This is a genomic window from Peribacillus sp. NPDC097895 (assembly GCF_050277555.1).
Taxonomy (GTDB): Bacteria; Bacillota; Bacilli; order Bacillales; family DSM-1321; genus Peribacillus.
In genome coordinates this window covers 130,992-143,341 of the sequence record NZ_JBNNSH010000002.1, presented here as the reverse complement: position 1 = coordinate 143,341, position 12,350 = coordinate 130,992, and the positions used below count along the sequence as shown (strand labels likewise).

The following is a 12,350-nucleotide window of genomic DNA, read 5'->3' as shown; positions in this document are numbered from 1 at the left end:
AGTACCTAGTCATAATACTACGGATGGTGACCTTCAAATGCGAATAAATAAGAAGGAACGCCAGCAATTATTAATCGAAACGATTAAACAGAATCCTTTTGTAACGGATGAGGAGCTGGCTGAAAAATATTCGGTGAGCGTCCAGACTATTAGGCTTGACCGTCTTGAGTTATCGATACCGGAACTGCGTGAACGTATTAAAAGCGTGGCCGAAAAAAAATTCAGTGACGAAATCAGGGCTTTGCCTTTGGATGAAATCATCGGGGAAGTAATTGACCTTAATTTAGATGACAATGCAATTTCGATTTTGGATATAAAAAAAGAGCATGTCTTTAAGCGGAATGGAATTGCACGTGGACATCATCTTTTTGCCCAAGCAAATTCATTGGCTGTAGCGGTCATGAATGATGAACTGGCATTAACTGCAAAAGCGTCCATTTTATTTACTCGTTCTGTGAAGGAAAATGAAAGAGTGGTAGCTAAAGCGAAAGTTAAAAGCGTGGACCACACCAACGATCGTTCCGTGGTGGAAGTCAGAAGCTACGTGGGCAATGAACTGGTTTTTAAAGGCGAGTTCGATATGTATCGCTCTTAACTTTCTAGTAAAGGATGAAAGAACATGAAGATAACAATAGATGCAATGGGTGGCGATAATGCTCCCAAGGCACAGGTTTTAGGAGCGATGAAAGCTGTCGAGACTTTTTCCGATGTGGTAATCACCTTGGTAGGCAATGAAGCCGAGATTAACCAATACTTAACAAAACATGACCGAATAAAGGTTGTACATACAGATGAAAAAATATTAAGTACCGATGAGCCTGTTCGTGCGGTTCGCCGCAAGAAAAGTGCCTCAATGGTATTGGCTGCACAACAAGTGGCTGACGGGGAAGCAGATGCATGCATTTCTTCCGGCAATACGGGTGCGTTAATGGCTGCAGGCTTGTTCGTTGTTGGAAGAATAGACGGCATTGAACGTCCGGCATTGGCTCCAACCCTTCCGACAATCGATGGCAAAGGTTTTGTCCTACTTGATGTAGGTGCGAACTCCGATGCGAAACCGGAGCATCTGCTTCAATTCGCCATAATGGGTTCTGTTTATGCCCAAAAAGTGCGTGGGATTGAAAAGCCCCGTGTAGGACTTCTGAATATCGGTACAGAAGAGAAAAAGGGGAATGAACTGACGAAGCATACTTTTACATTGCTACAGCAATCATCGGAGATATCCTTTATAGGTAACGTAGAGGCCAGGGACCTCCTAAATGGGCCGGCAGACGTTGTCGTAACGGATGGTTTCACGGGAAATATGGTGTTGAAGACACTTGAAGGTACAGCAATGGGTGTTTTTAAAATGGTGAAAACGGCCTTGATGAGCAACTTAAAGAGTAAGTTGGCTGCAGCAATGGTGAAACCGGAATTAATGGGCCTTAAAAATCGAATGGATTATTCGGAGTATGGTGGTGCAGGCCTTTTCGGTTTGAAAGCACCTGTCATTAAGGCGCATGGTTCTTCAGATGATAACGCAATCTATAATGCAATACGGCAGACTCGCGATATGGTTGGCCATGATGTCATACCGTTGATTGCAAAGACGATAGAAAACAATAATAAATCATAGAGGCAGGGGAGTAACAAATGGGTAAAATTGCTTTTGTCTTTCCAGGACAAGGATCACAGTCAATAGGAATGGGCCATAGCTTGTTTCAGCAAAGCGAGCGTGCTCAGCAAATTTTTCGCACTGCGGATGAAAAACTTGATTTTCCACTTTCCGAACTTATCTTTAATGGAACACAACAAGAATTAACGGTAACCTATAATGCACAACCAGCATTATTGACCACCAGTTATGCATTTGTCAGCGCGTTGGAAGAAGCGGGAATCAAACCCGATTATACTGCAGGGCATAGTTTAGGTGAATATACGGCTTTAGTGGCATCAGGTGCAATCTCTTTTGAAGATGCCGTGTACACTGTGCGCAAGCGTGGTGAGTTCATGGAGGCTGCCGTGCCGAATGGTCAAGGCTCAATGGCTGCAATACTAGGAATGGATCGTGACGCTCTTTCTGAAGTGACAGCTGAGATAACGGCAACAGGTGAATCCGTTCAATTAGCCAATATAAATTGTCCAGGACAAATCGTCATTTCAGGCACATCAGAAGGGGTTAAACTTGCAAGTGCAAAAGCCAAGGAAAATGGGGCAAAACGGGCACTTCCTCTTGAAGTGAGTGGACCGTTCCATTCGGAATTGATGAAACCAGCGGCAGAAAAGTTACAGGGTGTCCTTGATGAAGTGAGCTTCAAACAGGCAGAAATTCCTGTCATTTCAAATGTAACGGCCAAGCCCATAACTGCTCCAGCTGAAATTAAAGAAAAATTAATCGAACAGTTGTATTCCCCAGTACTTTGGGAGGATAGTGTGAAAAACCTGCTCGAATTGGGCGTGGATACGTTCATCGAGGTAGGTCCCGGGAAAGTATTGGGTGGGCTGATCAAGAAAATTGATCGTTCTGTTCAAATTCACTCGGTATCGGATATAGATACTCTAACTAAAACAATTGAAACATTGAAGGGGGCACAAGCATGATCCTCGAAGGCAAAAAAGCACTTGTAACGGGAGCGTCACGAGGTATTGGCAGGGAAGTTGCTCTAGAATTTGCACGTCAGGGAGCAGACGTTGCCATTAACTATTCCGGCAGTGAAGCGAAAGCGAATGAAGTGGTGGATGAAATCAGGGCATTGGGCCGTAAAGCATTTGCCGTACAATGCGATGTTGCAAATAGTGAATCGGTGACAAGCATGATCAAAGAGGTCGTCGAACAGTTTGGCAGAGTGGATGTCCTGGTTAATAATGCCGGCATCACACGTGATAACCTATTGATGCGGATGAAAGAAGACGAATGGGATTCGGTAATCAATACGAATCTTAAAGGCGTGTTTCTTTGCACAAAAGCGGTCACAAGACAAATGATGAAGCAACGCAGCGGCAGGATCATCAATATGGCATCGATTGTCGGCGTCAGCGGTAATGCAGGGCAGGCTAATTATGTGGCTGCCAAAGCTGGTGTGATCGGCCTGACTAAAACCACCGCGAAGGAACTTGCTTCAAGAGGAATCACAGTCAATGCGATTGCTCCTGGGTTTATCTCGACAGATATGACTGGGGAATTACCTGAAGATGTCCAAAAAGCGATGCTGGACCAAATTCCACTGGCACGATTCGGAGACCCAGAAGATATCGCTGCAGTGGCTTCTTTCCTAGCTTCAGAGGCTAGCAAATATATAACTGGACAAACTCTTCATGTAGATGGCGGCATGGTTATGTAAGTTTTCTTTGATTTTTTTCGAAATTAATTTATAATGTTTTGAGGGGAGGTGAACAAATTGGCAGATGTATTAGAAAGAGTTACAAAAATCGTTGTAGATCGTTTGAATGTAGAAGAGTCAGAAGTGAAACTTGAAGCTTCTTTCAAAGAAGATCTTGGTGCCGATTCCCTAGATGTAGTCGAACTAGTCATGGAATTCGAAGACGAGTTTGATATGGAAATTTCGGACGATGACGCTGAAAAAATCGCCACAGTAGGTGATGCTGTGAATTACATACAAAGCACTATGTAATGAATTTGTCATTTGACTAAAAGCTCCGTTTTTAAAACGGGGCTTTCTCTTATACTTGAAGAAGTTTGAAGCAGCAGCAGAAATATGGGTATGAGTACGCGCCCAAGTAAGCTCCGTTGGCTGGCAGTCTTTTGCCGGTTAGTTTTCTTTAAACGGATAATAATGTATGATGGTACATAGGAAAGCTTGACAGGAATTCCTGCCAGGTTTCTTTTTATATTTTGGAAAATATGCTTTTTGAACCGTTGTGGAGGGTTTTTTGTGATGCGTAGGAACGGAAATAATCGTAAACCATCAATCAAGGATAATAAATTTAAACAATTGCAAGAAAGTCTGGGTTTTCATTTTCAGGATGAAAATTTATTGAAACAAGCTTTTACACATTCATCTTATGTGAATGAGCATCGCCGTAAGCCTTATGAAGATAACGAAAGGCTTGAATTCTTGGGAGACGCTGTACTTGAACTGACCATCTCTAAATACTTGTATCAAAAATATCCGATGATGAGCGAGGGTGAACTTACTAAACTAAGGGCAGCCATTGTGTGCGAGCCTTCACTTGTTGCTTTTGCCAATAGCCTTTCTTACGGAGAATACGTATTACTTGGAAAAGGGGAAGAAATGACAGGTGGAAGAGAACGGCCTGCCATGCTTGCCGATGTATTCGAAGCCTATATTGGGGCTTTGTACCTTGACCAAGGATTAGAGCCAGTTGTGCAGTTTTTGAAGAATATTGTGTTTCCTAAGATAGACGAGGGTGCTTTTTCTCATGTGATGGATTATAAGAGCCAGCTTCAAGAGCTGATTCAGCGTGATGCTATCGGTGTACTCCAATATAAAATCTTGCAGGAAAAAGGGCCAGCCCATAATCGCGAGTTTGTTTCGACTGTCTCATTGAATGGGGAAGAACTGGGCTCTGGTATAGGAAAATCGAAAAAAGAAGCGGAGCAGCATGCTGCCGAGCATGCATTAATCGTTTTAAAAGACCAAAAATCAACAAGATAGTTGAACAGTAGAGGAGGAAAGGTCATGTTCCTCAAACGCTTGGACGTTGTAGGATTTAAATCTTTCGCAGAGAAAATTTCGATTGATTTTGTACCTGGTGTCACGGCAGTGGTTGGACCAAACGGAAGCGGTAAAAGTAATGTGACCGATGCAGTCCGATGGGTACTTGGAGAGCAGTCTGCGAAATCGCTGCGTGGATCAAAAATGGAAGATATCATCTTTTCGGGAAGTGACACGAGGAAAGCGCTGAATTTTGCAGAAGTATCATTGACCCTTGACAACGAAACGAATTCCCTGCCGATAGATTTTCATGAAGTTAGTGTGACCAGACGGGTATATCGATCGGGAGAAAGTGAATTTTTCATTAATAATCAAGGTTGCCGTCTGAAAGACATCATAGACCTGTTCATGGATTCTGGTCTTGGACGTGAAGCGTTTTCCATCATCAGCCAAGGGAAAGTGGAAGAAATCCTAAGCAGTAAGGCAGAAGAAAGACGTGTGATCTTTGAAGAAGCAGCCGGGGTCTTAAAATATAAAACAAGAAAACGAAAAGCGGAATCAAAGCTGACGGAAACACAGGATAACTTAAACCGTGTCCATGATATCCTCCATGAATTGGAGGGACAGGTGGAACCGTTAAAAATTCAGTCTTCCCTCGCCAAGGAATTTTTGGAAAAGAAAGAAGAGCTTGAACAAATAGAAGTATCATTGACCGTTTGTGAAATCGAAGAACTTTATGAAAAATGGGAAAATCTGTCCCGGGACCTGGAAAAACATAATGAAATGGAACAGCAAATGGCAGGAAAGCTTCATGAGAAGGAAGCGCATCTCAAAAAGCTTCGGGATAATCTTGTCACACTTGAAACATCAATCAATGGACTGCAGGAAATTCTCCTGAATGCCAGTGAAGAACTTGAAAAGCTTGAAGGTCGTAAAGAAGTATTGAAAGAACGAAAAAAAAATGCTGCCCAAAACAAGTCACAGCTTGAAAAAGCGATTGTGGAAGGTGAGGCAGCGGTCGAGAGTTTGTCTCTACAAAAGGAAAAAGAAACCGAAATCCTGAATGAACTGCACTCGGAAGTAAAAGGGCTGCAGGAAGTATTACATGAAAAACAAAAAAGCCTAGGCCTATTCAATAGCGATATCGAAGCCATGATAGAAGTGAAAAAGAGTGATTATATCGAGTGGTTGAACAAGCAGGCAACGGCAAAAAACGAAAAACAATATCTGCTTCAGCAGCTTACACAGCAGGAGCATAAAAATGCTAAACTTGATATGGAAAATGAAAAGTTCCTAACGGAAAGAATGGATATCACCGCAAAAAAAATGGAATTCTCGGCTCAGATGGACAATGTGACCAAGCAGCTGGAAGAGCATGTCTCTTTTTTCAGAAATCAGCAGAACAAACTGAATGCGGCAAAAGATACGTATCAAAAACAAGAAACCACCCTATATAAGGCCTATCAATTCCTTCAACAGGCAAAATCACGTAAAGAACTTCTTGAAGAAATGGAAGAGGATTATGCAGGCTTTTTTCAAGGTGTTAAAGAAGTTTTAAAAGCGAAAGAAACCCTTCGAGGCATTGAGGGGGCAGTTGCAGAATTGATAAAAGTTCCAAAGGAATATGAAACGGCAATCGAAACGGCTCTGGGCGGAGCGATGCAGCATGTGGTCGTGGAACGCGAAGAGCATGCTCGAGAAGCCATTTCCTTCTTGAAGAAAAATAGGTATGGACGTGCGACGTTCTTGCCTTTATCAGTCATAAAGGCAAGAGAGATTTCAGCGAGTCAATTATCGATGCTCAAAAGCCATTCCGCTTTTGTCGGGACCGGCTCAGCCTTGATCCAATATGATGATAGACATGCAGCGATTGCGGAAAACCTGCTCGGAACCGTCATAATTACCACAGATTTAAAGGGTGCAAATGATCTGGCGAAAATGATGCAGCACCGCTTTCGTTTCGTAACACTTGAAGGGGATATCGTCAATCCGGGTGGTTCAATGACTGGTGGAGCGTTAAAGCAAAAAACGACTTCCCTACTTTCGAGGAAAACGGAATTGGAAGAGCTGAATCAAAAACTTGCTGACATGGAAGCGAAAACAAACCAGCTGGAAAAACAGGTCAAACAGCTTAAAGTGGATGTCGGTGTTCAAGAGCAAACGCTTGAACAAACGAGAAAAACAGGGGAACGCCTTCGATTGCAAGAACAAACCCTGAAGGGCGAACTTCGCGAAGTGGAACTCCAGGAAAGAAATGTGAATGATAGGCTGCATCTTTATGATTTGGATAAAAATTCATATTTAGAAGAACAACAGCAAAAAACGGCAAGACTTAAAGAGTTGGAAGAACTTTTGGAATCATGTAAAACGGAAATTGAGGGGCTTGACCAGTTGATTTCCGACATGACGGAACAAAAGCAATCCCAACAATCCTCAAAAGAGAGCCTTGCTGAAGAAGCGAATGAACTGAGGGTAACACTGGCCTCTAAACGTGGGCAGCTACAAAACCAAAAAGAAAAGATGGAACGCATAGAAACGGATCTTTCAAAGGAAAAAAGCAGGCTCTGTGAGAATAAAGATGATTTGGGGCTACTGACTAATGAAATGACAGACAGTTCAAGCGGGGAAGAGACGCTTGAAGATATGGCTCAGCAGAAATTGCTCGATAAGAATGAAGCAATTGAAGGAATTGCCATAAAAAAACAGGAAAAAAACGAGCTTCAAACACAAGTCGAAACACTAGAACTGGCTTTGAAAGAAGAAAATCGGCTTTATAAAGGCATTGTTGAAGTGATTAAGGATGAAGAAGTGAAAGTAACTCGACTGGACGTCGAACTGGAAAACCGCCTTGACCACTTGCGAGAAGAATACACGCTATCATTTGAAGGAGCTAAGGAGCAGTATCCAATGATGATGCCTGTAGAAGAAGCACAAAAAAAGGTGAAGCTCATCAAGCTTGCCATCGAGGAATTAGGGACGGTAAATATAGGTGCAATTGATGAATACGCACGTGTATCTGAACGATATGACTTCCTTCTAAGTCAAAAGGAAGACCTTCAACAGGCGAAGGATACTTTATTCCAAGTGATCGATGAAATGGATGATGAAATGAAGCGGCGCTTTGCGGATACCTTCTATTCGATCCGTGAAGAATTCGAACAGGTCTTCAAAGCTTTATTTGGCGGGGGCAGAGCGGAGCTGAAACTGACGAATCCTGATGATTTACTTAATACAGGGGTGGATATCATTGCACAGCCTCCTGGGAAAAAACTGCAGAATTTAAGTCTATTATCCGGGGGAGAACGGGCATTGACCGCGATTGCGCTTTTATTCTCCATTTTAAAAGTGCGACCTGTGCCTTTTTGCATCCTTGATGAAGTAGAGGCTGCACTTGATGAGGCGAATGTCGTCCGGTTCAGCCAATTTTTAAAGAAGTTCAGCAAGGAAACGCAGTTTATCGTGATTACTCACCGTAAAGGTACGATGGAAGAGGCTGATGTCCTATATGGCATAACGATGCAGGAGTCAGGCGTCTCCAAACTTGTTTCCGTCCGAATGGAAGAATCAGAAGACTTTATGGAAGTTTAAATTCATGAATTAGAGGAAGTGGGACAATGAGTTTTTTCAAAAAGCTAAAAGAGAAATTTACGACCCAGGAAGAAAAGGTAAAAGATGTAGAAGTGGAAGTATCCATAGGGGAAAAATTTAAGCAAGGTTTGACTAAGACGAGGAATTCCTTTACTGGAAGGGTCAATGAACTTGTTGCCCGTTACCGGAAAGTGGATGAGGACTTCTTTGAAGAACTTGAAGAGATACTGATTCAGGCTGACGTTGGCTTTGATACCGTGATGGAATTGATCGACCAATTAAAAATGGAAGTCAAACTTCGCAATATCTCTGATACGAGAGAAGTGCAATCCGTCATTTCCGAAAAACTTGTCGAAATCTATCAAGGTGACGAGAAAGAGACATCAAGCCTTAACATACAAGAAGATGGATTAACTGTCATTCTGTTCGTCGGAGTGAATGGGGTAGGTAAAACAACGACAATTGGTAAACTTGCTCATAAATTTAAGGCTGAGGGTAAGTCGGTTGTATTAGCAGCTGGTGATACATTCCGTGCAGGAGCAATTGAACAGCTCGAGGTATGGGGAGAACGTGTTGGTGTCAGTGTAATCAAGCAAGGAGAAGGTTCTGATCCTGCCGCGGTCATGTTTGATGCCATTCAGGCAGCTAAGGCACGTAAAGCGGATATCTTGATTTGTGATACAGCGGGCCGTTTACAAAATAAAGTGAATTTAATGAAGGAATTGGAAAAGGTGAAACGTGTAATTGAACGTGAAATACCTGGTGCACCACATGAAGTGTTGCTTGCTCTTGATGCAACCACCGGACAAAATGCCCTTATTCAAGCCAAGACATTCAAGGAAGCGACCAATGTGTCTGGTATTGTTTTAACAAAGCTTGATGGCACGGCAAAAGGTGGGATTGTTTTGGCAATTCGCAATGAGCTGGCCATTCCCGTTAAATTTGTAGGGCTTGGTGAAAAAATGGACGATCTTCAGGAATTCGATGCTGAGAAATATGTATACGGCCTCTTTGCTGATATCATTGATAAAGAACAGCTCTAATTGATCATTTTGTAAGCCGGAAGAGGTTTCTCTCTTCTGGTTTTTTTGTTTTAGATTCACTTCGCATATTCCGAAGAATAATGGCGCAAAAGGCCTAATTAATCATCAAATCAAAGGAATGTGTCATGGAGCGGGAAGAAGAAGCTCAGGCATTCAATGATTTACATACCATGGCAGACAAAAAAACAAAAAAAAGCAGGAAGGCTATTTACCTGCCTTCCTGCTTTTATTTAGGATTCCACAACCCGGGCAATTTGACCTGCATGGGATTAAGATACAATTGGCTGGCACCCTAAAAAAAGGAGTGGTACACCAAAACCAACTAAAACCATCAATAAACGATAAATCTGTGTAAATAGCGGGCACACAGGACATGCAGGGTACCGAATTGGGACAGAAGAATGATGTTAAATCGCCATCCGTCAAGATACCGCAACATAGGAGGAAGAGCGGTTGAAACGCCTCCTTGAAGCGAGAAATAGAAAAAAATATGTTTTATAAAGATGTGGTAAGGAGTTTAACTTGACATCAAATAAACTAGGCTATACAATATAAACTTGTAAAGGGTTTTCACTTAACAGCAGGGAGGCTTGCTAATATGCTTGAAAAGACAACGCGGATTAACTATTTGTATGACTTTTACCAATCGTTGTTAACAGAGAAGCAGCAGAGCTACATGTCCCTCTACTATCTGGATGATTACTCTCTTGGGGAGATTGCCGATGAATACGAAGTGAGTAGGCAGGCAGTCTATGATAATATAAAAAGAACAGAAGCGATGCTTGAGGAATACGAAGCAAAGCTATTGTTATTTCAAAAATTTCAAGAGCGTAACCAATGGATTGCGAATATGAAGGGACTCATAGAAAAGGATTCCTTTTCGAAAGAGAAGCTGCTTGACGCAATCACGACGCTTGAGAAGTTGGATTAGGAGGCGGCAATATGGCATTTGAAGGATTGGCCGACCGACTGCAGAGCACGATGCAAAAGATCCGTGGAAAAGGGAAGGTCAACGAAGCAGACGTTAAAGAAATGATGCGTGAAGTTCGATTGGCCCTGCTTGAAGCGGACGTTAACTTTAAAGTCGTGAAGGAATTTGTAAAGCGTGTTAGTGAACGTTCGGTAGGTCAGGAAGTGCTGAAAAGCTTAACCCCCGGTCAACAGGTAATTAAAGTAGTTAAGGAAGAATTGACGGAGCTGATGGGCGGCGAACAGAGCAAGATTGCCGTTGCCTCGAAACCACCGACAGTCATTATGATGGTAGGACTTCAAGGGGCAGGTAAAACGACGACCACCGGAAAGCTTGCCAATCTTCTTAGAAAAAAATACAACCGCAAGCCATTGCTCGTTGCGGCTGATATTTACCGTCCGGCGGCGATTAAGCAGCTTGAAACACTTGGCAAACAATTAAGCATGCCTGTTTTTTCCCTGGGTGACCAGGTCAGTCCTGTTGAAATTGCCAAACAGGCGATTGAAAAGGCAAAGGAAGAGCATCATGATTATGTTTTGATTGATACCGCAGGACGCCTTCATGTTGATGAAAACTTGATGGGCGAACTTAAGGATATCAAAGAATTGACAAAACCGGATGAAATCTTCCTGGTTGTCGATGCGATGACAGGTCAGGATGCGGTCAATGTAGCCCAAAGCTTTAATGAGCAGCTTGGCTTGACTGGGGTCGTATTAACGAAACTTGATGGGGATACACGTGGTGGTGCGGCACTTTCGATACGCTCAGTCACCAACACGCCGATTAAATTCGTCGGTATGGGAGAAAAATTGGATGCACTTGAAGCCTTCCATCCAGAACGGATGGCATCAAGGATTCTTGGTATGGGTGATGTATTGACCCTTATCGAAAAAGCACAGGCTAATGTCGATGAAGAAAAAGCGAAAGAATTAGAGAAAAAGATGCGGACAGCTACTTTTACCTTTGATGATTTCCTTGAGCAACTTGGACAGGTGCGAAACATGGGGCCGCTTGATGATATTCTGAAAATGATTCCCGGTGCGAACAAAATGAAAGGGATGGATAACCTTCAAATCGATGAGAAACAGATCGGTCATGTTGAAGCTATCATCCGTTCGATGACAACGCAGGAAAAGGAACATCCAGAAACCATGAATGCATCCCGCAAAAAACGGATTGCCAAAGGAAGCGGCAGATCGATTCAAGAAGTGAACCGTCTACTTAAGCAATTCGAAGAAATGAAAAAGATGATGAAACAGGTTACAAACATGCAAAAAGGGAAGAAAAAGGGATTCAAATTCCCGTTCATGTAAGGTTTATTTCAGGTCGAAATGAGGCGGAAATGCAGGGTGAGACCATGTATTTCAACACTTTTTCCCCCTGTTAAGAAAAAAACCTTTACAAACATACAAGACATTTGATATTATACTATCTTGTGTGAAACTATTCGGAGGTGCTTATTTAAAATGGCAGTAAAAATTCGCTTAAAACGTATGGGAGCTAAAAAATCTCCTTTCTATCGTATTGTAGTTGCAGATTCTCGTTCACCACGTGACGGACGTTACATTGAAGTGGTAGGAACTTATAACCCGGTGACTCAACCAGCTAAAGTTGAAATCAACGAAGAGCTTGCTCTTAAATGGTTACAAGATGGAGCTAAACCATCTGATACAGTTCGTAACTTATTCTCAACACAAGGCATCATGGAAAAATTCCATGTTGCAAAAAACAGCAAGTAATCGACGGTAGTTGATGAAAGCACTAATTGAAACGATTGTTTCAGCACTTGTGGATTATCCGGAAGAGGTCATCGTGACCTCTAAGGAAGAGTCCGACCGAGTTGTTTATATCCTCTCCGTTCATAAAGAGGACATGGGCAAGGTCATCGGTAAGCAAGGGCGTGTTGCTAAGGCGATTCGGACTGTGGTATATGCAGCAGGATCTTCACAGCAGAAGAAAATCTATTTGGAGATTTCCGAATAAGGAGGGCTAATACCCCTCCTTTTTTTTGCACTTCAAGAAGGTGAAATTCTTACTCTTATCCTAAACGAATATGACCTGGAGTTTAAACTTTACGCCTTTTTAGGACGCATCTTTTACCGATTTACGTTATACTTAAGAGAATGACCCTCA

12 protein-coding genes are annotated in these 12,350 nt (G+C 42.5%); all 12 read left to right on the top strand.

Annotation, left to right across the window (positions count from 1 at the left end):
- Positions 1-37: 37 nt before the first annotated feature.
- The 12 genes from fapR (at position 38) to ACQKMH_RS11910 (ending at position 12,200) form a co-directional block, all read left to right on the top strand.
- A complete protein-coding gene (gene fapR / locus ACQKMH_RS11965; protein ID WP_427587697.1) occupies positions 38-595 on the top strand; it encodes a transcription factor FapR in 558 nt (185 codons plus the stop codon).
- Between the two features lie 24 nt (positions 596-619).
- On the top strand, positions 620-1,615 hold the full coding sequence (gene plsX, locus ACQKMH_RS11960; protein WP_427587696.1) for a phosphate acyltransferase PlsX: 996 nt from the start codon (positions 620-622) through the stop codon (positions 1,613-1,615).
- A gap of 17 nt (positions 1,616-1,632) precedes the next feature.
- Complete coding sequence (gene fabD / locus ACQKMH_RS11955; protein WP_427587695.1) at positions 1,633-2,580, top strand: ACP S-malonyltransferase; 948 nt, start codon at positions 1,633-1,635, stop codon at positions 2,578-2,580.
- Complete coding sequence (gene fabG, locus ACQKMH_RS11950) at positions 2,577-3,320, top strand: 3-oxoacyl-[acyl-carrier-protein] reductase (RefSeq protein ID WP_427587693.1); 744 nt, start codon at positions 2,577-2,579, stop codon at positions 3,318-3,320. The genes fabD and fabG overlap by 4 nt, the downstream gene beginning before the upstream one ends.
- Positions 3,321-3,377: 57 nt before the next feature.
- Positions 3,378-3,611: an acyl carrier protein gene (locus ACQKMH_RS11945; RefSeq protein WP_034313729.1), complete on the top strand. Its 234-nt coding sequence runs from the start codon at positions 3,378-3,380 to the stop codon at positions 3,609-3,611.
- 264 nt (positions 3,612-3,875) lie between these two features.
- Complete coding sequence (gene rnc, locus ACQKMH_RS11940) at positions 3,876-4,616, top strand: ribonuclease III (RefSeq protein ID WP_427588489.1); 741 nt, start codon at positions 3,876-3,878, stop codon at positions 4,614-4,616.
- Positions 4,617-4,640: 24 nt separating this feature from the next.
- Entirely contained in the window at positions 4,641-8,204 is a 3,564-nt protein-coding gene (smc, locus tag ACQKMH_RS11935) for a chromosome segregation protein SMC (RefSeq protein ID WP_427587692.1), read from the top strand.
- A gap of 26 nt (positions 8,205-8,230) precedes the next feature.
- The gene (gene ftsY / locus ACQKMH_RS11930) at positions 8,231-9,247 is read left to right on the top strand and encodes a signal recognition particle-docking protein FtsY (RefSeq protein WP_427587691.1); all 1,017 of its coding nucleotides are present in this window, start codon (positions 8,231-8,233) and stop codon (positions 9,245-9,247) included.
- A 598-nt stretch (positions 9,248-9,845) separates the two neighbouring features.
- Entirely contained in the window at positions 9,846-10,178 is a 333-nt protein-coding gene (locus tag ACQKMH_RS11925) for a putative DNA-binding protein (protein WP_061462382.1), read from the top strand.
- Between the two features lie 11 nt (positions 10,179-10,189).
- Positions 10,190-11,530: a signal recognition particle protein gene (gene ffh / locus ACQKMH_RS11920; RefSeq protein ID WP_230158133.1), complete on the top strand. Its 1,341-nt coding sequence runs from the start codon at positions 10,190-10,192 to the stop codon at positions 11,528-11,530.
- 153 nt (positions 11,531-11,683) lie between these two features.
- A complete protein-coding gene (rpsP, locus tag ACQKMH_RS11915; protein WP_034313715.1) occupies positions 11,684-11,956 on the top strand; it encodes a 30S ribosomal protein S16 in 273 nt (90 codons plus the stop codon).
- 13 nt (positions 11,957-11,969) lie between these two features.
- On the top strand, positions 11,970-12,200 hold the full coding sequence (locus ACQKMH_RS11910; protein WP_230158131.1) for a KH domain-containing protein: 231 nt from the start codon (positions 11,970-11,972) through the stop codon (positions 12,198-12,200).
- The last annotated feature ends 150 nt before the right edge of the window (positions 12,201-12,350 follow it).